Here is a 21,408-nt window from a genome sequence, read left to right on the forward strand (position 1 = left end):
TTCGAAATGACAGCGTTATCATTGGGGGGCTGACCATGTCGGAAAAAGTATGGTGCGACATTGTGCTGGTGGACGACGAGGTGCTGATCAGGCAAGGCATCAAGCATTATCTGAATTGGGAGCAGGAAGGGTTCCGCATAGCGGGCGAGGCTTCCAACGGCAAGGAAGCGCTGTCGCTCATCGACAAGCTCCGTCCCCATATCGTGCTGACGGACATCGTCATGCCTGTCATGGATGGGGAAGAGCTTACACGGCAAATCAAGAGCCGTTATCCGGATATCGAGGTCATTATCTTAAGCAGCTTCGGAGAATTCGATTACGTGAGAGCGACCTTCCAAAGCGGCGTCGCCGATTATATCTTGAAGCCCAAACTGGAAGAGAACGAGCTGCTGCGCATCTTGAAAGAAACGGCTGCCCGGATTCCGGCGCTCGCAAGCGAAAAGCTTGCCTCCCCGGAGAAGCTCTCCAAGAGGGCGGCGGTTGAAAGGCTGCTTGACGGCTGCGGAGCGGATTGGGACCAAGCTTGGATGGAGGAAATGTTTCCTCATCGTCATTTCTGCCTGGTGGGAGCCGAGTTGAATACCCGTCCATTCTCGAATTCCGGCGGCACAGGAGAAATGCGGAAGAGCGTGGAGGAAATGCTGGCTGGCCTGCTGCCGGACACGGCCGCATGCGTGCTGGAGCCGAAGAGCGGATCTTTCCTTGCTCTGCTCAACTTGGAGACTCGCGACACTTCCGGCATTCTCGAAGCCGTGCGAGCCGTTGCCCGCTTGACGGAGGAACAGTTTCCGCATGCCGCATTCGCCTTGAGCCATGTCTACGGCAATATCGCCCTGACGGCGGATGTGTACAACAGCGAGCTATCCAAGCTGCTGAAAGGCCGATTCTATTTCCCGGACCGGAGGGTCATCGTGGAGGAGGAGCTGCCGGATGCCGGGCAGTCGCCGGGGCCGTTCCAGCTCAATCGGTTCGCGGACGAAATCCGGCATGGCCGTTATGAAGCTGCTTTTGAGGAGTTGAAGAACTATGTGGAAGCATGGGCCTTATGCTGCGAGACGGATGTGTTCGAATTCAAATCGTTCCTGACCGCGATCATGTTCAATATTACGGTGCTTCTGGTCAATGGGAAGCATGACGTCAAGGAGCTGGAACGGGTCAAATACGCTTACTTCAACGAGATCAACGAGTCCTTGTACGCCGCGGACGCAGTGGAATGCCTGAATGCTTTCGTCGAGGAGGCGAAGCTGTGCATCGGGCAGCAGGGGCAGCCCGGCGGCAGCAACATGAAGAGGCTGCTTGAATATGTCGAGAAGAATTATGCAGAGCCTCTCACGCTGAAGGAAATGGCCAAGCACTTCCACTTCAACCCCTCTTATCTGTCCAGCTACTTCGCCTCTCATAACAAGGAGGGCTTCACGGAGTATCTGAACAAGATCCGTACGGACAACGCCGCCGAGCTGCTGAGGCAGAGAGAGGCGACGATTTCCGAAATCAGCGAGAGGGTCGGATACTCGGATCCCAATTATTTTTCCAGAGTGTTCAAGAAGGCGACGGGCTTCTCGCCAAGCGAGTATCGACGCCATTATGCGAAATAGAAAAGGATGGCTGGCATGAAGGCAATGAAGCGGAGAATGGAACGATTGAAGTTCCACGGCTTGTTCATGAAGATGTTTGTCGTTCTGCTGCTCAGCATCGTATCCGTCTCGCTTCTTACCTCCTGGAGCACGATCCGGATATCCGAGCGCTTGTTCATCGATACGTTCAGCATCACGAACGCCAAGGTGATCAGCCAGATCAAGTCGGGGTTCGAATCGTTCAACGATTCCGTCTCCACATCGATCATCAACATCCAGCAAAGCGGGACGGTGCGGCAGTTCCTTACGGAAGGGACTACCGATTCGGCGACCTTGTTCAAGAGCTACTACAGCATGAGCAAGCAAGTCAAGCCAAGCAGCTCGAACCTCGATGCCTACGATGTCGATCTCCTCTTGCTCGGGAACAACGGCCGCACATATTCGACCAACCGCAACATCTGGTCCGTTACGGACGAGCAGCTCAAGGCAAGCCCGCTTACAAAGAGCGTCCAGTCGGTGCCGGACCGGCTCCAGTACCAGTTCCATTACGATCCGGATCACGGAGAGCAAAAGCCTTTTATTGTCGCGGCGAAGGCGCTGATGGACCGGACGACGAGAAAGGTATACGGGTCTTTGTACGTAGCGATTCCAGAGAGCCAGCTGAGAAGCTTCTACAGCAGCTACACGAGCAGAGGGAACTCGGTGGTGATCCTGAGCAAATCCGGCGTCATCCTCTCCAGCAACGATTCAGCTCTCATCGGTCAAGAGGCTCCTGATCTGCTTCGGCATGCCGTGGACATCCATCAGCAGGGACTTTCCTTCAAGGAAGCGGAATTCATGGGCAAAAAAGACTTGATCCTAGCGCAGGACCTCTCTTTCTACGACATGTACATCGTCAATCTCATCGACAAGCAGTGGGCGCTCGGACAACTGATCGATACCCGGTCGATCCTTCTGATCTGTGTGGCCATCGTGGCCGGAGCCCTCATCGTGGTGTTCTTCATCACCCGCAAAATGACGAAGTCGCTGACTCGGCTGGTCAAACAGATCTCCACCATTTCGAAGTACGAGTTCCATCATTACGTGAAGGTGTCGGGAAGTTATGAAACCCGGCAGTTGGCCCAAGCCTTCAACTTCATGCTCGACGAGCTGCATGAATATGTGGAGCAGCTCGTGCAGACCCAGCAGAAGCAGAGGCAGGCGGAGCTGGCCGCGCTGCAGCGCCAGATCAATCCCCATTTCCTCTACAATACTTTGGCCTCGATCAAATTCATGGTGAAGCAGGGGAGCCGTGAGAAGGCGGCGGAAACGATCAACGCCCTGATCTCTCTGCTCCAGAACGCCATAGGCAACATCAGCGAGACGGTCACGGTCGACCAGGAGCTGGACAATCTCAAGCATTACGTATTCATCAACCAGGTGCGTTACGGCGAGCGCATCCGGGTTCAGTATTTCGTATCGGAGGACTGCAAGGAAGCGTCTCTGCCCAAGCTCATCATCCAGCCTTTCATCGAAAATGCCTTTTTCCATGCTTTCAATACGAAGCCTGAAGGTCATGTGTACGTTACGATTACCCGGGAAGGCGAGACGCTCGCATGCGAGGTCGCCGACAATGGAGACGGCATGGACATGAGCGAGCCGAGGCCCAAGAGCTCGAAGAGCCGGCGGCAGCTGTTCACGGGAATAGGGGTGAGCAATGTCCACGACCGCCTGATCCTACTCTATGGTGAACCTTGCGGAATCTCCATCCACAGCGTGAAGGGAGAAGGGACGCGCGTACGGATTCGGATTCCTTTTCAAAAGATCTGAAGATCGTGCTACTTTCCAAATACAGTGCGGAATGAAAGGGCTGTCATCTGCAGGGAAGCAATAAATGTACCGGTTGAGATAAAGATAATGCTAACCCCCTCATTTTCGCCGATGCTACGATGGCTTCACGGCGGAAATCGCTTACAAACTATGATTTTGGGGGTTCGAGAAATGAAAAAAGCAACCTTGCTTTTAGCCATGGCATTGCTCCTGATCCTAAGCGCTTGCAGCTCCAACAGCGGCACCGGCAACAGCTCCAGCGCCAATAAAGGCGGAAATGAGCAAAGCGGCGGCAGCTCTTCCAAGGAAATCACGATCTGGGCTTGGGACAAGAACTTCAACATCAAAGCTTTGGAGCTCGCGAAGGAAATGTATGCAAAGGATCACCCGGACACCAAAATTACCGTGATCGAAAATGCCCAGGCCGATATCGTCCAGAAGCTGAATACCGGTTTCGGTTCGGGATCGAACAAAGGGCTTCCGAATATCGTCCTGATCGAGGACTATCGCGCGCAAAGCTTCCTCCAGGCTTTCCCGGATATGTTCTTCGATCTCACCTCTTCAATTAAAGGCTCCGACTTCGCCCAATACAAAATCGGGCCGACGAGCGTCGATGGCAAAAATTACGGCCTTCCGTTCGACTCCGGCGTAACCGGCCTGTTCGTCAGGACGGATTATCTGGAGAAAGCCGGCTACAAAACTTCCGACCTGCAAAACATCACTTGGGACCAGTACATCGAGATCGGCAAAAAAGTAAAAGAAGCGACCGGTAAAAATATGCTCGCCCTGGATCCCAACGACCTGGGAATTGTCCGGACCATGATCCAGACGGCAGGCTCCTGGTACATGGACAAAGACGGCAAGAAGCCTTACCTGGAAGGAAACCCTGCCCTCAAGGAAGCCTTCCAGCTGTACAAAACGATGATCAAGGACAACATGGTCAAGCCGGTGTCCGATTGGAGCCAATATCTGGCCGCATTCAACAGCGGCGATGTCGCTTCGGTGCCGACCGGCAACTGGATCAGCGCTTCCATCAAGTCGCAAGCGGATCAATCCGGCAAATGGGCGGTCGTGCCGATTCCAAGACTGTCCGGCCAATCGGGCGCCGTCAATGCATCCAACCTCGGAGGCAGCTCGTGGTATGTGCTCAACGTGCCCGGCAAAGAGGCGGCTGCCGACTTCATGGCCAAAACCTTCGGCTCCAGCACGGAGCTGTACCAGAAGCTGATCACCGACATCGGCGCCATCGGAACCTATGCGCCGGCCGCCTCCGGAGAAGCCTATTCCCAAGCGGATCCATTCTATAACAATCAGACCGTCATCGCCGATTTCGCCAACTGGACCAATCAGATCCCGCGTGTCAACTATGGCGCCAGCACTTATGCGATCGAAGATATCCTGATCGTGGAAATGCAGAACTTCTTGAGCGGGAAATCGATTGACGATGTTCTGAAGGACGCTCAGCAGCAGGCGGAAGCGCAAACCCAATAATCTATCCGGAATCTTGGGCGTCCGAAGGCAGGCGGTGTGGAGACACCTGGCCAGCTTCCGGACGCTCTCCCCTTATTTGGCGTCCTCAAAAGAAAGGAGCTGCTCCCGCATGAATGCGAGAACCGGAGCGAGATTGCAGCGGAAATCCCAAGCCATCGGCTGGATATTTGTTTCGATTGCGGTGCTGCTGATCTGCGTCTTCTATTTCTATCCCATGATTCAAGCGTTCCTATTGTCATTGAAATCGGGCAAAGGCACGAACCTGCACGCTGCCGGCTTTGCGAACTACGGGCGCTTGTTCGGAGACTCGACCTTTCTGGCAGCCGTGAAGAACACGTTCACGTACCTCATCATCCAGGTTCCGATCATGATCATCCTGGCTTTGTTCATTTCCGTGCTGCTCAACGACAGCGGGCTTAAGTTCAGAGGTTTTTTCCGCACGGCGATCTTCCTGCCCTGCGTCACTTCCCTGGTCGCTTATTCCGTCATCTTCAAGTACCTGTTCGGCCAAGACGGACTGGTCAACACGGCGCTGATGCAGCTCCATCTCGTCTCCCAGCCGATCGGGTGGCTGACGGACCCTTTCTGGGCCAAAGCGACGATCATCATCGCCATCACGTGGCGATGGACCGGTTATAACATGATTTTCTACCTCTCCGCGCTCCAGAACGTCGACAACTCGATCTATGAAGCAGCCCGCATCGACGGAGCAGGTCCGGTCCGCCAGTTCTTCGGCATCACCGTGCCGCTGCTGAAGCCGATCATCCTGTTCACTTCGATCACTTCCACGATCGGTACGCTGCAGCTCTTCGACGAGGTCATGAATATTACCAGGGGCGGTCCGGGCAACGCGACCACGACCATTTCCCAGTACATCTACAACCTGTCCTTCAAGTACACGCCTGACTTCGGATATGCGGCTACGGTGTCTTATTCCGTCGTAGCCCTGATTGTCCTCTTCTCCATCATCCAGTTCAAAGCGGCAGGTGATCGAAATGGTTAAATCGAGAAGGGCTTTCACGTATGCTTTCCTCATCGCGGCCACCGTCGTCTCTGTGTTCCCGTTCTTGTGGATGATCGTCAGCGCGACGAATAAATCCGTCGACGTGACGCAAGGGAGGCTGCTGCCAGGCAGCCATCTGATCGTGAACATGCGGAATCTGTTCGATCAATACGATGTCGTGACCGCGCTGGCCAATTCCGCCAAAGTCTCGCTGACGACCACATTCCTGGCGCTTGTCATCGGCTCTCTGGCCGGATACGGGTTCGAGGTCTATCGCAGCAGAGCAAAAGATATCGTCTTCAATATTCTGCTGCTGTCCATGATGATTCCTTTTGCCGCGCTGATGGTTCCGCTGTACCGGATTTTCGCCGCCGTCTCCCGCAGCGTACCCTTCATCGGAATCAATACAGCCGCCGCCGTCGTGCTGCCGACGATGACAACCGCTTTCCTGATCTTCTTCTTCCGCCAGAGCACCAAGATGTTTCCGCGCGATCTGCTGGAAGCGGGGAGGATCGACGGAGTGAGCGAGCTGGGGCTGTTCCTCCGCATCTTCGTCCCGACGATGAGAACCACCTACGCCGCAGCGGCGATCATCACGTTCATGTCCAGCTGGAACAACTATCTGTGGCCATTGATCGTGCTTCAATCGGAGGATACTCGGACCATTCCTCTGCTCATCTCCAATCTCGGCTCAAGTTATACTCCGGATTACGGAGTCATCATGATGGCCATCGTCATCGGCACCCTGCCGACCGCGCTCGTCTTCTTCCTGATGCAAAAGCATTTCGTGGCGGGCATGACGGGTTCCGTCAAATAACCGGAATCAGACGGCAACAGTAGAACATTTGCAATCGCATCGCTGTTCCCGATAGGCCTTCGAAGATTTTAGGCGGATGGGGGAAAGAGACCGCAAGAAAGGGGAACTTGGTTCCCATTCTTGCGGTTTTTTCGTTTGTACGCTTGCAAGCGAGAGCGGCCTTGGCTGGCTGCAGAAGGTCGGGAAAAGAAAAGGCTCGGAGAACGGAGGCATCCGAAGTACGTGCCGACATGGTCCTCCCTTGACTGCGGATGCTCGCGACGATATGATGAGGTGAGAAGTAAATTAGTAATTCAGTAATTTATTAACTTAGTAATTCATCGTTTCGAGCACATCTTTCTTTTGGAGGATTTAGAATGAAAATTCCAACTACGCTCAAGCATAAACCGGTCCTTACGGTTGAGAACTATGTCAATGTCGATGGACGCCAGGCCGGCCATTCGGATGCGAAAGGCTTGTCGCTTGGCCTTGCCCAATGGAATGACCGCGGAAAGGTCGACATTTCGGCAAAAGTATGGCGCTACACGGGAGAGAAATGGTCCCGGCAATCGGAGGAGCTCCCTCTGCACAGAGTGCTGGATCTGGCGATTCTTGTTGCGAGCGGCATGGCTCACTTCCGCGAAGCCTACCAGCATCCCAAGCTGTACGATCCGGCAAACCCTGTGATCGACCGGATCGGCCTCCAGGGAGATGCCATGACGGTAGCCGTATGTACGGATAATGACAAGCTCGACGAGGACATCCAGCTGTTCAGCCAGGCACTGAGCGATGATGGAGAGCTGATCGGAGAGAGGCTGCGCACGCTTTCGCGCATTCTGGCGGAGATGGGCTATTGATTTGAATCTGAAGAGGAGGGATTGGGATGGCGCTGGACAAGCAAAGCAAGAAGGAGCTCGCCGCCTCCTACAAGCAATCGTTCCGCCCGATGGGCGTTTATCAGATCCGGAACAAGGAAAACGGAAAAGTGCTTGTATGCGGCAGCATGGATCTGCCCGGAGCGAAGAACCGGCTGGATTTTTTCAAGAGCACGGGGATGAATACGCTGCATGAATTGAAGAGCGATTGGAAGGCTTACGGAGCGGAGAGCTTTGTCTTCGAGGAGCTGGACCAGATCAAGCCGAGAGAAGAGTACGCCGGAGATCCCGAGGAGCTGAAGGCCTATCAGGCCGAAGTGGATGCGCTTCTGGAGCTGTGGATCGAAAAGCTGCAGCCTTACGGCGACAACGGATACAACAAGCCCAAGCGGTAAGGCAGCCTGCGTATTGCTGCGGAACGGAAAATTAAAGCAAGCTCCCGAAAGCTGCTGAGTCGGCAATCTAAATCAATTAAAATCAAACTAAAAAATAGACAGGAAAGGGTTGACATCACTTTCTTCTTCGTGTTATATTATTTCTTGTGATTCGCGGTCATGGCGGAATTGGCAGACGCGCTAGATTCAGGTTCTAGTGTCAGCAATGACGTGGAGGTTCAAGTCCTCTTGACCGCATTAATTAACAATGCAAGAGCTCTTGAATTTGTCCTGGCGACGATTCAGGAGTTTTTTGTATTGTTGGGATTTGTAACGCGTTGCTCATGACTTGAGCTGACGAAATCTTTGAGCTGCAGTCAAGATGAGCAAGCTGTGGCGAAGATCATGGAAGCGAATGTGCCTAATGCTTGGCAAATTGCACGAGTCTCCGAGTTTCGCAAACGTCCCAATTCGACTGCTTTTTCGACTCCTTACGGGAAGCCTTGCGGCTCGTTTCGTTCAGAAAGCGCAGATAAGATTCAGCGCCGATGCCCAGGCTGATTCTGAAAAAGGCATGGGGGCGGCTTCCAGGATGGAGCAGGCCATTTTTCTCCTTACATAAAACGCATCCCTTCTCTGCAAAATGAAGGAGAAACCTTCAGGGGGTGCAGATCAATGAGGAACGCAATCTGGAAAGCCGCGGCGGCCGGCATGCTTGTAATCGGGCTCTTGCCGCAGCAGCATGTGTCGGCGAATTCACCGCATCGGGTTGCCGTCGTCATTGACGACTTCGGCAACAACATGAAGGGCACCGAGGAGATGTTCAAGCTGCCGGTACCGATTACGGCCGCGATCATGCCCTTCATGCCTTCCACGCATGCCGACGCCGAGAAGGCGCATCGCCTCGGCCTGGATGTCATTGTCCATATGCCGATGGAACCGAACAAGGGCAAGCCGGAGTGGCTGGGGCCGGGAGCGCTGTTCAGCAGCATGACTGATGATCAGGTTCGCCTCGCGGTGCAGAAGGCGATCGACGATGTGCCTCATGCGGCCGGCATGAACAACCATATGGGCAGCAAGATTACGGCTGATGAACGCATCATGCGGATCGTCCTGCAGGTATGCAAGGAGCGGGAGCTGTTTTTCCTGGACAGCCGGACGACATTCAAGACGGTCGTTCCGAAAGTCGCGGCTGAGATCGGGGTACCCGTCCTGCGCAATGACGTCTTCCTGGACGATGTATACGAAGCCGGCCATATCGCCAGACAAGTCGACAAATTGAAAAAGCTGTCCGCCGGCCAGGCGGACAGCATCACGATCGGGCATGTCGGCACTCCGGGCCTCATGACCTCGGGAGCGTTGTCCCGGGCAGCTGCCGGAATGTCGGGCACGACCCGGTTCGTCCGGCTGTCCGAGCTTGTTCCGGCCTCAGCGGAAGAGCAGCTTATATTGCCGAAGCCCTGACGCGACGGCTTCGGCTACCTGCTCCTGGCCTTTCTGCGAAGTCAGCATGGACCTGTCCCCATCATTGCTGATGAATCCCATTTCCACGATGACGGCAGGTTGTTTGACCGTATTGAGCAAATAGAATGGGCTGCCCGCACGGGGCAGCTCATTCGTTTTTTGCTGCCGGTTCAAGGAGTCCTGAATGCATAAGGCCAGCAGCACGCTTTCGCCGCGCTCTTGATGAAGCACGACCGGTCCGCGCGCACCGGCTCTGCGGGACCAGTTCACATGCAGGCTGACGAGCAGGCCGGTGTGGATTTCCTCCGTCAGCTGCCGCCGCTGGGACAAATCCCGCTGATGACGGGACCGGCTCGGATGCCAGCGGTTCTCCTCGCTGAGCGCGTAGTCGGAGCTGCGGTTCAAGACGGCACTGATCCCTTTTTGCTGCAGGCTCGCCAGCAGTTTTTTGCCGACAGCGAGATTGATGTTCTTCTCCAGCACATCCTCGTGGGAAGTTCCGCCGTCGATGCCTCCGTGGCCGGCGTCGATGAGAACTTCGGCATAGGGGAGAGCTCCTTTGTACCTGGGGCCGGCAGGATCGGAATCCGACGAGTCGTGAAGGGTCCCGGCTGCCGCTGTGCCCGGTTGGAGAACCAGGGCTGCCGCAAGCGCCGCGGCTGCGAACCATCGCAAATCCATTTGCAATCCTCCATAAGGCAAAGTTGTCCGAACCTTTATACTTTGCCGCAATCAGGCAGGACTATTCCCGTTTGCGCCAAGAAGTTATCGGACATACTAAGCGCATAAAGAGGAGGCGACAACGATGGACCCCGAAGATTGGATCAAATACATGACCGAGAAGCTGGTTGTCTATGTGGAAACGCCCCGTGAAGTGCGCAAGCAGAAGCGCAGCGATCATAAGCAGGCCAAGGAGCCTTGGTTGACGCGCTGGTTCGGCGTCCCTGGCATGAGCATGCTGATCTGGTTCAGACTGCTCCGCCGCAAGGAGGGATGATCGCCGCTTCGGCAGACGAAGAGTTTTCGCTCGGCGGCTGCCGGCATTTTCTGCTCAGACGCGGTAGAACTGGCCTGCCAGCAGGGCTTGGTCAAGGGTGATGTAACGTTTGGCAGCCGATTCCGTGTTGACGAAGGAAGCATAGGCTTGGCCCGTCGTCCAGCGGTGAAGGCCGGCTGCCTGCCACACCTGAAGCACTTTGCCGGCATACAGCTCGGATGCGTAATCCAGCGGACGACCTGATTTGAGAATAGAAGCGAGAGAGCCGGAGGTCGGGCTGCCGATCGGCTTGGACACAAGCCAGCTGAGCCGCTGCATCGGATCGGATGAGCGCAGCGTCCGGGCATACGCTACCGCCGTTTTGGACGGCGGGGCTGCAGACGAGAGAGACAACGCCAACGTTGTCTTTTTTTCGTTTTCAGAAGCGCTGACATCGGATGTGGACGAGGTTTTCAAATGCTTGGCCCAGTCACCGTCGGAAATGGGGAGGATTTCTCCTGTCCAAGCGTCGGCGTAGACGACTTCCCGGTCTTGGGTTACGATCCGCCATACCGCCTCGGCAGGCGAGGCGTAGAGCTTTGATCGTTGTGCAGCCGCCACATTCTGCTCCTTGAGCTTCTTTTGGAGCAGGGCGGATGAATAGAGCGGGTAGGAGCCCGCCCCATATTCTCCAAGGGAATATCCATCCGGCTGCCTGGCGTTGATAATCATATATCCGGTTGTCCGTCCGGCTTTATCCAGCGTCACAAGCCATGAATGGGTGCCTGGACCGAGAGGCTCGATGACGGCGCGGGCGCCCTTCCAGCCGAAAAATTCCGGTTGGGCGGAAAGCGCCAGCCGCCAGGCTTCGGCTTGTTCCGCCAATCCGGGAGCGGAGGCGGCTGGAGACGAGGCATGTGCCGCAGCATTCCCCAGGAACAGGACGCAAAGCAAAACCGCGATTGCGGCTGACGCGGTGATGGCGTATCTTCTTCTCATTTTTTCAACATCCCCCTGTCGTATCGCTATAGGGTGGCAGCATGCTTGATTACGAAGCTTGTCTAGTTGATTGTAGAGCGGCCGGCGCGAGAAGAATGCTGCATTCTGTCGCGCAAACGACCGCTATTATTGGCGAGATCGGGCTGACACGGAAGATTGCTGTCACTCGATGCCTTCCAGATGGAAAATGCCGCAGTTGATCGAGGATGCGGTCACCCGCGGCTCGAACTGCCAGCGGATTTCTTCTTTCCGGGTCGCATATTGCTCCTCGGCAGCGGCTCGCTGCTCCTCCTCCGCAGATTCCAGCAGGCGATCGTAATAGTGGGCGACGATCTCAAGCTCTTCCTCCAGACGGCGCGAGGCGGCTTCGGCCCAGGAGAAATCCGCTCCCCTGAGCTTGCGCTCGAGAGAGGCTTCGATCAGGCTCAACGCTTTGCCCAGCGTGATGCCGTTTTTGGCCGTATGCACGTTGGCGGGGAGCCTGGGCGTCATCCTGAGGTCCACCAGCCGTTCGTGGAAACGCTCCACGACGGTTCCGGTCGCGAGAGAAACGCCGAAGGAATGGATTTCCTCGCGCTTCATGTCGCAGGCGAATTCCACACGCAGATTGACACCGAGCCAAGCCGTATACGCGACTGATTCCGTCGGGTGGAGCGAGCGGCGCTCCGGCTCCTGGAACAAATAGACGAAGCTGCCTCCCGTGCGCGCGGCCTCGAACAGCTGATCAAGCTTGCGCGCGCCGAAATACATGTCCTCGCGCGGCGTGCGGACGCCGGAGACGGAGCTGTGGAGAAAGCCGATGGAGCGGCCGAGCGCGCTTTGGGCGGCCTGCTCCATCGGATTCGGACTCGCGCCGGCCTGCGTCCGGGCTTCTTGCTCCTCTCGTTCCTTAGCCAGCTCCTCGTACCGGGAGCGGTCGGTCACGAACAGATAAGTCATCGTCTCCGGCTCCACGCCGGCGCGGTCGACATAATTCCAGTAATAAGGACGGTTCGTCAGCTCCCGGTCCGCCTGCGGCGACAGCTTCACCGTCAGATGGGAAGGGGATTTCTCGACGATCCGGCATCCCGTCGCCTCCGCGTACTTCTGGATATAGCGATGCACTTGCTTTCCGTTCATGGCGAATCCACCTCCACAACATGTCCGACCCCGTCCAGCAGACGGTTGATCGCATGCTTGCGCGCGGCCGCTGTGCCGGCCGGCTCCTCGGATACATCGGGCTCGCCGGATTCCGCAGCCCGGCTTCTTCTCATGCTGCTGATCGAACGGCCCAGATTCTCGATGCTCTCGGACAAGACGTCGGGATCGCTTGCCTCCAGCATGAGGCGCGCAAGCCTCTCCTCGATGCTTTCCTCCTTCTCGAACTTCTCGAGAATATGGTCCAGCTCGCCGATGACGGATTCGAACATATCGATCTTCTCATGCAGCAGATTGACGATATGCTCTTCGATCGTGCCGATCGTGCACAGGTTGTAGATCTGGACATCCTCGGTCTGGCCGAGCCGGTGCACGCGGCCGATCCGCTGCTCCACCCTCATCGGGTTCCAAGGCAGGTCGAAATTGATGATGCGGCTGCAGAACTGCAGATTGATGCCTTCTCCGCCTGCTTCCGTGGCGATCATCACCTGCGCGCGGCCGCGGAACAGATCCATCATCCAGTCCTTCTTGCCGCGGCCCATCCCGCCCCGGTAAGGGACGGCGGTAATGTCGCTGCCGCGGAAAAACTGGAGCAGATATTCCTGCGTCGCGCGGTATTCCGTGAAAATGATCGCTTTGCCATCGCTTTCCCGCACGAGCTCCATCGCCTTCTCCGCCTTCGTGTTGGACTTGATCTGCTTGATGACCTCGATCAGCTCCCAGATCTTGCCGCGGATGGGGGAGTCCTCAGCCGTCTTCTTGAACAGGTTCACGAGGGTGAGGAACACCGAGTCGCGGCTCGAGCATACCTCGCGCTGCAGCGTGACCATCGACAGCATGCTCGTCAGGTTGCCGCCGCTTTCCTCATAGCGCTCTTTGACAAAGGAAGTGACCGCGTGATAGAGGTCCATCTCTTCCTTGGACAAGTGCAAAGGGATGTTGCGGACGATCCGCTTCGTGAACTTCACATCTCCTTCGCCGCGCCGGTTGCGGATCATGACGCCGGACAGCGCCTCCTGCAGCTGATCCTCGTTCTTGGGCATCCGCTTGCCGACGACAAAATTGGATGAGAACTCGCCGTGTCCGCCGAGCTGGCCGGGCTTCAGCAGCGTGATGAGATTGTAGAGCTCCTCGAGGTCGTTCTGGACCGGTGTGGCGGTCAGCAGCAAGCAGTACTTTTTGCGGAGCTGCGTAATGAATTGGTAGTTCGTCGTTTTCTTGTTCTTGAGCTTATGGGCTTCGTCGATAATGAGAATGTCATAGTCGGTGGAGAGCAGCAGATCCTTGTGCGGCTCCCGCTTGGCCGTATCGATGGAAGCGACGACGACATCGTAGTTCCAGGTGTGGGCCCGCTTCTGGGCGACGGCTGCGATGCCGAACTTGCTGTTGAGCTCCCGGACCCATTGCAGGACAAGCGATGCGGGCACAAGAATCAGCGCGCGCTTCACGAGACCGCGTACCATGTATTCCTTCAGCACCAGCCCGGCTTCGATCGTCTTGCCGAGTCCGACCTCATCCGCCAGAATGGCGCGTCCGCCCATATCATGCAGCACTTTGACCGCTGTATCGATCTGATGCTTCATCGGCTCCAGGCCGTTCAGGAAGCGCAGCGACTGCAGCTCCTCGAAGCTCTCGATGCGCCGGGACTGCTCGGCCTCCATGGCGAGCTGATAGAGAGTCCAGTCGTCCCACGGGCCATTGCGCTCGAGCCGGGCCTGCAGATCGTCGAACCAGCTCCGGTCCATGCGGAAATCGACGAGCGGATGCAGCTTGGCGGATCCGTTCTCTCTTGTTGTGCGCGACAAGTTATCGGCTCCTCTCGGCTTTGGAATGTTCCCAGTATGCCCTAAGCTAGGGCTTCTAATAAGGGAGAGGAAAAAAGTCGAGAATCATGGAGCAAAACCAATATGTTGTAGGGTATAATTAGAATAGATACTAGATATTGATTTTCTTGGCCTAATAAATTTCGGCAGCCCGGAGAAATCGCGAATCATGGGCCGCGCCGGATACGGAATGGTTGGCTGCATGTGGACACGAAGGCTGAACGTCTGAACGGGTTGAGCGGGAAAATATTTTTGGACCGGTACGCGTGGAAGAAAGCCGATCCGGGCGAGGCCTGAGGAGATGTGGGACCGCCTGGCCAAGGCGATGGCATCGGTAGAGGAGGACGAGGAGGCGCGGTGGCGTTGGGAGAAGCGGTTCCGGAGCATCCTGGACGACTGGAAGCTCGTGCCGGGCGGGCGCATCGCCGCTGGCGCGGGGATCGGCGAGGAGCTGACGCTGTTCAACTGCTACGTCATTCCATCTCCGCATGACAGCCGCGGCGGAATCATGGAGATGCTCTCGGAAATGACGGAAATTATGGCCCGGGGCGGGGGCGTCGGCATCAATCTCAGCTCGCTGCGCCCCAGGCGCGCGATCGTGGCCGGCGTGAACGGCTCCTCCAGCGGAGCGGTGTCCTGGGGCTGCCTGATCAGCTACACTGCTTTTTTATTGCGGTGTTCGATCGTGTGATCGGCTGCCCATGTGTTTTCTGGAGCTTTTGTCTCCTTCAGTTGAATCTCATTACAAAGTTATATGAGGGTTTTAGTCATTACAAAATCTATTTGTTCTTCATCACCCATATAGAAAGAGTGGGACCCTGTTTGAACAAACCCCATTTTCTTGTAGAAAGCAATAGCATTTTCATTCTTTTCCCATACACCTAGCCAGATTTTCTTTTTATCGCGTTCCATCGCAGTTTCTATCGCTGTATTTAGCAGATATTTGCCAAGTCCATGTCCTTGAAATATCTTTTTTATATAAATCCGCTCGATCTCAAGTGCTTCGTCACCCATTTCTTCAGACTGGGCATCATTGGTGTTGACCTTTAAATATCCTGCAACTTCATGATTAAAATAAACAAAAAGAAATTGCGAATAAGAAATGGATAATTCCATTTCCAACTGATTTAAGTTAAATGCCCTATCCAGATAGGCGTTCAAATTTTCGGGTGAATTCTGGTCTTTAAATGTCTCTGTAAATGTTTCAACACTAATTTCTTGAAGTTTGCGTAAATCGTCAAGGATACATTTTTGTATACTTATCGTCATTTCAGCATGTAGCTCCTTTTTGTAAAAATCAATAATTCCTCTTATTTCCCTTTTTTACGAACTCCCAATCTTTTTCAATATTTCTTCTTATTCTTTGAAGAAAAGTGAAGATGGTTTCTACTTCGCTTTCTGAAAATCCATCTAGTGCAACGCTATTGGAATAGTCGTGTTCTCTTTTTATGAAAGGATAAACAATTCCACCTTTTTCTGTTGGAAAGAGCTTTTTAATTTTTTTGTTCTGTGTATCGTCTTTCTTTTCAATAAATCCATTCATTTCAAGTTTTTGAATTGCACGAGCTGCTGTGGTTCGATCCACCTTTATCATTTCAGCCAACTTTTCTTGAATGATTCCTGGGGTTTCACATATTCGCACAAGGTACAAGAACTGCCCTTTTGTAAGGTCGTACTCTTTAAATTCGATATTACTTATTGAATCTAAGGCCCTAGCGATCATCCCAATTTCACGAAGGATTTCCTTCATAATAAACTCCTTAAAACATATTTATTTTGTTGCAAACTCAACAAAACCGATATCAGTTATTCTAAATCAAATTTGTTGCATTTGCAACATATATCTATCTCTAATCGGTCCTTTTTTTTGCTGTTTACTTCAACTATCCTGCCAGATAGTTGAATGAAAGATCAACAACAACGGGCAACAGAGCCAAGCGGACGCCATCATCGCGGAACGTGATCGGTACAGAGTAGTACAATACGATACGCCTTATATTTGCCACTTGCCCACGAAGCTGTTCATCGGTGAAAGAACGATCTTCCCATCGTATTTTCGGTGCAAAACAGTTTGTTCGCGAAGCTGTCCGCTCAATACGTATCCAACTTGAACAGCTTAAATTCTGTTGTTCAAAATAGACGCGGGCAAGGCGTACTCCGTCCGAAACGGCGAAGAACTCATCTTGTACGGCCAGCAGTCGACCGCTCCATGGAACGCCCTTGGCGGAAGGGGCGGATACTCATCCCGTCTATACCGTGATAGAATAAGAATGCGTTCGAATTTTCTTAATTATGGAAAAATAATCGGAGAAAGAATAGGTGATGTTGATGCATAGGGTAAAAGCAGGCCTCATTGGCTGCGGAATGATCAGCGGAATTTATTTGAAAAATTTGACGCAAGTGTTCGATCATGTCGTGGACCTCGTCGCTTGTGCGGATCTGATGCCTGAGCTTGCCAAGAAGCGTGCGGAAGAATTCAACATTCCTGCAGCATGCTCGGTCGACGAGCTGCTTGCGAATCCGGAAATTGAAATCGTTCTCAATTTGACAGCTCCAGCAGCGCATGCGGCGATCAATCTAAAGGCGCTCCACGCCGGCAAGCATGTCTACACCGAGAAGCCATTCGCTCTGACAAAGGAAGATGCAAGAGAGGTGCTGTCGATTGCGGAGTCCAAAGGCCTGCTCGTCGGCTGCGCTCCCGATACCTTCTTGGGCGGTGCGCTGCAAACTTGCCGCAAGCTCATCGATGAAGGCTGGATCGGAACCCCGTATGCCGCTAATGCAACGATCATTATGGGGAATGCCGAAGCCGGCATGCATCCGAACTTCCAAAATTTCTTGAAACTCGGCGGCGATCCTCTCCTGGATATGGGACCGTATTATTTGACGGCGTTGGTCCATTTGCTGGGTCCCGTTCGGAGAGTGACCGGTTCCGCTCAGCAGCTCCGCCAAGAAATCATTATTCAAAACCCCAAATCTCCGCGTTGCGGCGACACCGTCCCGGTAGAAGCGCCTACCAACGTTACGGCCGTACTGGACTTCCACAGCGGTGCGGTTGCCAGCTTGCAAGCTGCCAAGGAAAGCTTTGGCTACAAGCCGAGGCTGGAAATCTTCGGTACGGAAGGAAATATGACGGTGCCGGATCCGAACTTTTTCGGTCCTGTATCCGGACTGGGCAGCTTGCTGACCATCCAGTCCCGCAGCGGTGAAGTAAAGGAGCTTCCGCTTTCGCACGGATTTACGGAAGACAGCAGAGGGCTTGGCGTTGCAGATATGGCGTATGCGATTCGCAGCGGCAGGCCTAATCGGGCGAGCGGCCGCTTGGCCGAGCACATTTTGGACATATCGCTCGGTATCTTAGAGGCTTCGGAGACGAATCGGCATGTGCATCTCCAGACAAAGGTAGACCGTCCCGCGCCGCTGCCGCTTGGATTGAAATACAATCAGCTGGACCTCTAGCAAGGAGCTGTCAATCCCTGTAATAAAGAGGCCCCCCAATCGTTCGTCCTATTTGCTCACCATCTAGAGGAGTGGTCAAGATGGGAAATGTACTTCGCGCAGGTTTAATCGGTTATGGGTTTGCCGGCAGAACGTTCCATGCACCGGTTATTGCCGCTGTGCCTGATTTGGTGCTGGCAGCAGTGGTGCAGCGGAGCGGCACATCAGCCAAGGAGAAGTATCCATCGGTAGATTTAGTTCAGCATGCAAGCGATTTATATCGGGATGACCGTATCGATCTGGTTGTCGTGACGACACCGAGTCCGCATCATTATGAGTTTGTGAAGGACGCCCTAGAAGCGGGGAAACATGTCATCGTTGAAAAGCCGTTTACAGTTACGACGGAGGAAGCCGATCGATTGATCGCGCTGTCGAAGGAACGCGGGAAAGTGCTGAGCGTGTTTCATAATCGGCGTTGGGACGGCGATTTTCTCACGATTCGAGAGCTGGTCCGCCAAGGAGTGCTGGGCCGGATCAGCGAAGCTGACTTCTGCTGGGATGCGTACCAGCCGAACGCAGGCAGCAATTGGCGTGACAGCGGAGCGCCGGGCACCGGGGTGTTCTATGATCTGGGGGTGCATCTTCTGGATCAGGCGCTTACTCTGTTCGGCATGCCGAAGTCAATCCAAGCCGAAATCCGGACGATTCGCGATGACGCCATCGCCACCGACTACTTCAATGTCATGCTCGGCTACGACGATGGATTGCGAGTCCGCTTGAAGAGCTCCAAGCTCGTTCGCGAGCGCGGTCCGCGATTTGTGCTCCATGGAACGAAGGGATCTTTCGTCAAATACGGGCTCGATCCGCAGGAGCAGGCGTTGATCCAAGGCGACACGCCGCTTAAGCCGAACTGGGGATCAGAGCCGGAATCGGCGTGGGGCAAACTGAATACGTCCATCGAGGGGCTTCGCTTTGTGGGATGCGTTCAAACGATACCGGGCTCGTACACGTCTTATTTCCAGAACGTGGCCGATGCCATCAACGGCAAAGCAGAGCTGCAGGTCAAGCCGGAGCAGGCGCGCATGGCGATTCGCTTGATCGAGCTGGGGCTGAGGAGCAGTGTAGAAAACCGGACCATCTTGGTAACGCCTTAACCGAAATGATTGGATGTGAAGGAGCCGTATGTTTCCATTTAAACCCGCATTGAATGCTTCGACTTTGTTTCCTTTCAAGCTGAATGTGAAAGAGCAGGTTAGAGTCGCTGCCGAAGCCGGCTATGAGGGGATCGAGCTTTGGGTGAAGGATATCGACGCCTATGTGGCCGGCGGAGGCTCGATCAACGAGCTTCGACGTTACATATCGGACACGGGCATAGCCGTCGTCAACGCGATCGCCTTCTTCGCATGGTCGGATGCGGACCAATCGGCACGGGAGCAAGCGTTCATCCAGGCGGCGCAGGAAATGCGGATGCTGGCCGAGCTCGGCTGCGCCGCTGTAGCTGCACCGCCGTTCGGCCATGTCGCACCCGTGTCGCTGGACAGCATGGCAGCTAATTTCGCCCGGCTTGCGGATACGGCCAGCAGCATCGGGATCAAGCCCTATCTGGAATTTTGGGGCAGAGCGAATAAGCTGTCCAAGCTTAGCGAAGCGCTGTATGTCGCGATAGAGAGCGGAGCAGCGGATGCGCAAATTTTGCTGGACCCCTTCCATATGTATACGGGCGGCAGCAGTATAGACGGCATCGCCTATATGAACGGGGAGCGTATCGGTATCGTGCATGTCAACGATTATCCGGAGCTTCCGGAAAGAGCTGTCATAACCGATCGGGAACGCGTATTCCCGGGAGAAGGAATAGCGCCATCGCGGAAGCTTGCCCAACTGTTGTACGAAAGCGGTTACAGAGGATATTTGTCGCTGGAATTGTTCATTGAAGACTTCGGGGGCAAAAGCGCTCTTGAAGCGGCGCGGTACGGATTGGAATCCATGATCCGTGCCTACCGCATTGAGGTTGTACGCTGAAAGGAGATCAGCATGGGGAGACGGCTTGATGGCAAGGTGATCGTCATAACAGGCGGAACGAAGGGCATCGGCAAGGGAGTCGCTATGATGTGCGCCAAAGAAGGCGCGACGGTAGTAGTGGGGGGGAGGAATGAGCAGGACGGCGCCAGAGTTGTAAAAGAAATGAAGGAAGTCCATGGCGCAGAGGCGTTGTTTGTTCAAGGGGACATCAGCCGGGAAGCGGCGTGCAAGCAGCTGATCGAGGAGACGCTCCACGGGTACGGCAGGGTTGATGGTCTTGTCAACAATGCCGGCATTTTCCCAAGAGGCTCGATGGTGAATACGTCGGAGGAGCAGTTCGATTCGATTATTGCCGTCAACATGAAAGGCGCTTTCTTCTGTTCAATGTACGCCATTCAATCGATGCAGAAAACCGGAGGAGGCTCTATCGTCCATATGGGCTCTACGAACGGCTACAAAGGCGCAAAGGAATTGGCTGCCTACTCCTGCTCCAAGGGAGCCATGCTTACGTTGAACCGCCATATCGCTGCCCACTATGGGAGAGATCGCATTCGCTCGAACTGGGTTACTGTCGGCTGGGTAGCTTCCGAAGGAGAAATCGAACTCCATCAGAACATGGGCATAAGCGAGGAAGATTTGCATACGAAGGCATTGACACATGTACCTTCCGGCCGCATGCAGACTCCTGAAGATATTGCCTATGGAGCCGTCTATTTGTTATCCGATGAATCGAGCCAAGTGACGGGAACCGAGCTGCACATCAATGGGGGGCTGGGCTTATGACGCACAAACCATCGACACGTATCGGAGAAGCGCTGATCCGAGAGATCGACGGCACGCGAGTACCGTTCGGCATGCTGGCGGTATGGTTTCTCGGCCAATGCAGCGTCGTCATCAAGGGAGGGGATGTGGTCATTTACATCGATCCGTATTTGACGCCCTCGCCGCATCGGGCGTTCGAGCCGCCGCTGAAGCCGCAGCAAATGACGAATGCACAGTATGTGTTGATTACCCATGACCATATGGATCATATGGATCCGGACACAGTGTCTGCTTTGGCGGCAGCCCACAGCGACCCGGTCTATATGGCTCCGGGATATTGCCGGGAGGAGATGCTGCGGCTCGGAGTTGTACCGGACAAGCTGATCTCGGCGCGGACGAATGAGTGGTGGAACGGACCGGGGTTCCGGATCAAACCGCTGCCCTCCGCCCATGAAGAGCTGGAATACGATGATGATCTTGACCATCGCTTTGTAGGCTATGTCGTGGAGCTTAACGGAGTAACGATGTACCACGCCGGAGACACCACCGTGTATCCCGGACTGATCGAGCTGCTGCAAGCCGAATCGATAGACCTCGGCATGCTGCCGATCAACGGGCGCGACCCCTTCCGCAATGCGAGGAATATCGTAGGCAACATGAACTATAGGGAAGCGGCAGAGCTCTCGGTCGCTGCTCGCTTCGACACGGTCATTCCGCTGCATTACGATATGTTCGCAGGAAATTCGGAACACCCGGGTTATTTTATCGACTATCTGTATGATCGGCATCCGACGCAGAAGAGCCACGTAATGGCGCGGTTCGAACGATTTGTGTACGTTTCCGCTGCGGCATTGAGCGAATAAATGGA

Annotated in this window: 20 protein-coding genes, 1 tRNA gene and 1 pseudogene; 16 read left to right on the forward strand and 6 right to left on the reverse strand. The window is 54.7% G+C overall.

The features are described from left to right. The first annotated feature begins 35 nt into the window (after positions 1-35). The 9 genes from AC06G8_RS08740 (at position 36) to AC06G8_RS08780 (ending at position 9,386) form a co-directional block, all read left to right on the forward strand. On the forward strand, positions 36-1,595 hold the full coding sequence (locus AC06G8_RS08740) for a response regulator transcription factor (RefSeq protein WP_480285043.1): 1,560 nt from the start codon (positions 36-38) through the stop codon (positions 1,593-1,595). A gap of 24 nt (positions 1,596-1,619) precedes the next feature. Continuing rightward, complete coding sequence (locus AC06G8_RS08745; protein ID WP_480285407.1) at positions 1,620-3,383, forward strand: cache domain-containing sensor histidine kinase; 1,764 nt, start codon at positions 1,620-1,622, stop codon at positions 3,381-3,383. Positions 3,384-3,554: 171 nt separating this feature from the next. Next, positions 3,555-4,874, forward strand: coding sequence for an ABC transporter substrate-binding protein (locus AC06G8_RS08750; RefSeq protein WP_480285044.1), 1,320 nt, complete (start codon positions 3,555-3,557; stop codon positions 4,872-4,874). Between the two features lie 109 nt (positions 4,875-4,983). Next, the gene (locus AC06G8_RS08755) at positions 4,984-5,877 is read left to right on the forward strand and encodes a carbohydrate ABC transporter permease (protein WP_480285045.1); all 894 of its coding nucleotides are present in this window, start codon (positions 4,984-4,986) and stop codon (positions 5,875-5,877) included. Continuing rightward, positions 5,870-6,694, forward strand: a complete 825-nt coding sequence (locus tag AC06G8_RS08760; RefSeq protein WP_480285046.1) for a carbohydrate ABC transporter permease — start codon at positions 5,870-5,872, stop codon at positions 6,692-6,694. The genes AC06G8_RS08755 and AC06G8_RS08760 overlap by 8 nt, the downstream gene beginning before the upstream one ends. A gap of 356 nt (positions 6,695-7,050) precedes the next feature. Continuing rightward, positions 7,051-7,530 (forward strand): DUF6530 family protein, encoded by a 480-nt coding sequence (locus AC06G8_RS08765; RefSeq protein ID WP_447661933.1) that lies wholly within the window; start codon positions 7,051-7,053, stop codon positions 7,528-7,530. A 26-nt stretch (positions 7,531-7,556) separates the two neighbouring features. After that, positions 7,557-7,943, forward strand: coding sequence for a GIY-YIG nuclease family protein (locus AC06G8_RS08770; RefSeq protein WP_447661932.1), 387 nt, complete (start codon positions 7,557-7,559; stop codon positions 7,941-7,943). Positions 7,944-8,096: 153 nt separating this feature from the next. Beyond that, positions 8,097-8,180, forward strand: a tRNA-Leu gene (locus tag AC06G8_RS08775). A gap of 417 nt (positions 8,181-8,597) precedes the next feature. Then, entirely contained in the window at positions 8,598-9,386 is a 789-nt protein-coding gene (locus AC06G8_RS08780) for a divergent polysaccharide deacetylase family protein (RefSeq protein ID WP_447661931.1), read from the forward strand. Here AC06G8_RS08780 and AC06G8_RS08785 read toward each other — a convergent pair. Continuing rightward, positions 9,351-10,067 (reverse strand): N-acetylmuramoyl-L-alanine amidase, encoded by a 717-nt coding sequence (locus AC06G8_RS08785; RefSeq protein WP_480285047.1) that lies wholly within the window; start codon positions 10,065-10,067, stop codon positions 9,351-9,353. The genes AC06G8_RS08780 and AC06G8_RS08785 overlap by 36 nt on opposite strands. A gap of 124 nt (positions 10,068-10,191) precedes the next feature. Here AC06G8_RS08785 and AC06G8_RS08790 point away from each other — a divergent pair, with 124 nt between their 5' ends. Further along, the gene (locus tag AC06G8_RS08790) at positions 10,192-10,383 is read left to right on the forward strand and encodes a YqzE family protein (protein WP_447661929.1); all 192 of its coding nucleotides are present in this window, start codon (positions 10,192-10,194) and stop codon (positions 10,381-10,383) included. A gap of 54 nt (positions 10,384-10,437) precedes the next feature. On the opposite strand, the gene AC06G8_RS08795 is transcribed toward AC06G8_RS08790, so the two are convergent. The 3 genes from AC06G8_RS08795 to AC06G8_RS08805 all read right to left on the reverse strand — a co-directional run bounded on the left by AC06G8_RS08795 (position 10,438) and on the right by AC06G8_RS08805 (position 14,243). Then, positions 10,438-11,361 carry a hypothetical protein gene (locus AC06G8_RS08795; RefSeq protein ID WP_480285048.1) on the reverse strand — a complete coding sequence of 308 codons (924 nt, stop codon included), beginning with the start codon at positions 11,359-11,361 and terminating at the stop codon, positions 10,438-10,440. Between the two features lie 162 nt (positions 11,362-11,523). Then, positions 11,524-12,480 (reverse strand): YqhG family protein, encoded by a 957-nt coding sequence (locus AC06G8_RS08800; RefSeq protein WP_480285049.1) that lies wholly within the window; start codon positions 12,478-12,480, stop codon positions 11,524-11,526. Beyond that, complete coding sequence (locus tag AC06G8_RS08805) at positions 12,477-14,243, reverse strand: DEAD/DEAH box helicase (RefSeq protein WP_480285408.1); 1,767 nt, start codon at positions 14,241-14,243, stop codon at positions 12,477-12,479. Before AC06G8_RS08805 ends, AC06G8_RS08800 begins: the two co-directional genes overlap by 4 nt. Before the next feature lie 282 nt (positions 14,244-14,525). Here AC06G8_RS08805 and AC06G8_RS08810 point away from each other — a divergent pair. Then, positions 14,526-14,994 (forward strand): annotated as a pseudogene (locus tag AC06G8_RS08810) (ribonucleotide reductase N-terminal alpha domain-containing protein); the annotation flags it as partial. Between the two features lie 77 nt (positions 14,995-15,071). Here AC06G8_RS08810 and paiA read toward each other — a convergent pair. After that, positions 15,072-15,590 carry a spermidine/spermine N(1)-acetyltransferase gene (gene paiA / locus AC06G8_RS08815; RefSeq protein ID WP_480285050.1) on the reverse strand — a complete coding sequence of 173 codons (519 nt, stop codon included), beginning with the start codon at positions 15,588-15,590 and terminating at the stop codon, positions 15,072-15,074. 28 nt (positions 15,591-15,618) lie between these two features. Next, entirely contained in the window at positions 15,619-16,071 is a 453-nt protein-coding gene (locus AC06G8_RS08820; protein ID WP_447661925.1) for a MarR family winged helix-turn-helix transcriptional regulator, read from the reverse strand. Positions 16,072-16,643: 572 nt separating this feature from the next. Between AC06G8_RS08820 and AC06G8_RS08825 the strand changes: the two genes are divergently transcribed. From AC06G8_RS08825 to AC06G8_RS08845, 5 genes are all read left to right on the forward strand, one after another. Then, positions 16,644-17,780 (forward strand): Gfo/Idh/MocA family protein, encoded by a 1,137-nt coding sequence (locus AC06G8_RS08825; protein WP_480285409.1) that lies wholly within the window; start codon positions 16,644-16,646, stop codon positions 17,778-17,780. Between the two features lie 80 nt (positions 17,781-17,860). After that, the gene (locus AC06G8_RS08830) at positions 17,861-18,913 is read left to right on the forward strand and encodes an oxidoreductase (protein WP_480285051.1); all 1,053 of its coding nucleotides are present in this window, start codon (positions 17,861-17,863) and stop codon (positions 18,911-18,913) included. Positions 18,914-18,941: 28 nt separating this feature from the next. Beyond that, the gene (locus AC06G8_RS08835) at positions 18,942-19,778 is read left to right on the forward strand and encodes a sugar phosphate isomerase/epimerase family protein (protein ID WP_480285052.1); all 837 of its coding nucleotides are present in this window, start codon (positions 18,942-18,944) and stop codon (positions 19,776-19,778) included. Between the two features lie 12 nt (positions 19,779-19,790). After that, entirely contained in the window at positions 19,791-20,561 is a 771-nt protein-coding gene (locus AC06G8_RS08840) for an SDR family NAD(P)-dependent oxidoreductase (RefSeq protein WP_480285053.1), read from the forward strand. Beyond that, on the forward strand, positions 20,558-21,403 hold the full coding sequence (locus AC06G8_RS08845) for an MBL fold metallo-hydrolase (RefSeq protein ID WP_480285054.1): 846 nt from the start codon (positions 20,558-20,560) through the stop codon (positions 21,401-21,403). The genes AC06G8_RS08840 and AC06G8_RS08845 overlap by 4 nt, the downstream gene beginning before the upstream one ends. Positions 21,404-21,408: the final 5 nt, after the last annotated feature.

Source organism: Paenibacillus sp. SJS-P3 (assembly GCF_056711585.1).

Bases quoted from the DNA above. Each gene is read 5' to 3' on its own strand.
- AC06G8_RS08825 (WP_480285409.1), top strand. From the start codon at position 16,644: ATGTTGATGCATAGGGTAAAAGCAGGCCTCATTGGCTGCGGAATGATC.
- AC06G8_RS08835 (WP_480285052.1), top strand. From the start codon at position 18,942: ATGTTTCCATTTAAACCCGCATTGAATGCTTCGACTTTGTTTCCTTTC.
- AC06G8_RS08785 (WP_480285047.1), bottom strand. From the start codon at position 10,067: ATGGATTTGCGATGGTTCGCAGCCGCGGCGCTTGCGGCAGCCCTGGTT.
- AC06G8_RS08760 (WP_480285046.1), top strand. From the start codon at position 5,870: ATGGTTAAATCGAGAAGGGCTTTCACGTATGCTTTCCTCATCGCGGCC.
- AC06G8_RS08770 (WP_447661932.1), top strand. From the start codon at position 7,557: ATGGCGCTGGACAAGCAAAGCAAGAAGGAGCTCGCCGCCTCCTACAAG.
- AC06G8_RS08780 (WP_447661931.1), top strand. From the start codon at position 8,598: ATGAGGAACGCAATCTGGAAAGCCGCGGCGGCCGGCATGCTTGTAATC.
- AC06G8_RS08800 (WP_480285049.1), bottom strand. From the start codon at position 12,480: ATGAACGGAAAGCAAGTGCATCGCTATATCCAGAAGTACGCGGAGGCG.
- AC06G8_RS08795 (WP_480285048.1), bottom strand. From the start codon at position 11,361: ATGAGAAGAAGATACGCCATCACCGCGTCAGCCGCAATCGCGGTTTTG.
- AC06G8_RS08755 (WP_480285045.1), top strand. From the start codon at position 4,984: ATGAATGCGAGAACCGGAGCGAGATTGCAGCGGAAATCCCAAGCCATC.
- AC06G8_RS08790 (WP_447661929.1), top strand. From the start codon at position 10,192: ATGGACCCCGAAGATTGGATCAAATACATGACCGAGAAGCTGGTTGTC.
- AC06G8_RS08740 (WP_480285043.1), top strand. From the start codon at position 36: ATGTCGGAAAAAGTATGGTGCGACATTGTGCTGGTGGACGACGAGGTG.
- AC06G8_RS08805 (WP_480285408.1), bottom strand. From the start codon at position 14,243: ATGGACCGGAGCTGGTTCGACGATCTGCAGGCCCGGCTCGAGCGCAAT.
- AC06G8_RS08830 (WP_480285051.1), top strand. From the start codon at position 17,861: ATGGGAAATGTACTTCGCGCAGGTTTAATCGGTTATGGGTTTGCCGGC.
- AC06G8_RS08765 (WP_447661933.1), top strand. From the start codon at position 7,051: ATGAAAATTCCAACTACGCTCAAGCATAAACCGGTCCTTACGGTTGAG.
- AC06G8_RS08840 (WP_480285053.1), top strand. From the start codon at position 19,791: ATGGGGAGACGGCTTGATGGCAAGGTGATCGTCATAACAGGCGGAACG.
- AC06G8_RS08745 (WP_480285407.1), top strand. From the start codon at position 1,620: ATGAAGCGGAGAATGGAACGATTGAAGTTCCACGGCTTGTTCATGAAG.
- AC06G8_RS08845 (WP_480285054.1), top strand. From the start codon at position 20,558: ATGACGCACAAACCATCGACACGTATCGGAGAAGCGCTGATCCGAGAG.
- paiA (WP_480285050.1), bottom strand. From the start codon at position 15,590: ATGACGATAAGTATACAAAAATGTATCCTTGACGATTTACGCAAACTT.
- AC06G8_RS08750 (WP_480285044.1), top strand. From the start codon at position 3,555: ATGAAAAAAGCAACCTTGCTTTTAGCCATGGCATTGCTCCTGATCCTA.
- AC06G8_RS08820 (WP_447661925.1), bottom strand. From the start codon at position 16,071: ATGAAGGAAATCCTTCGTGAAATTGGGATGATCGCTAGGGCCTTAGAT.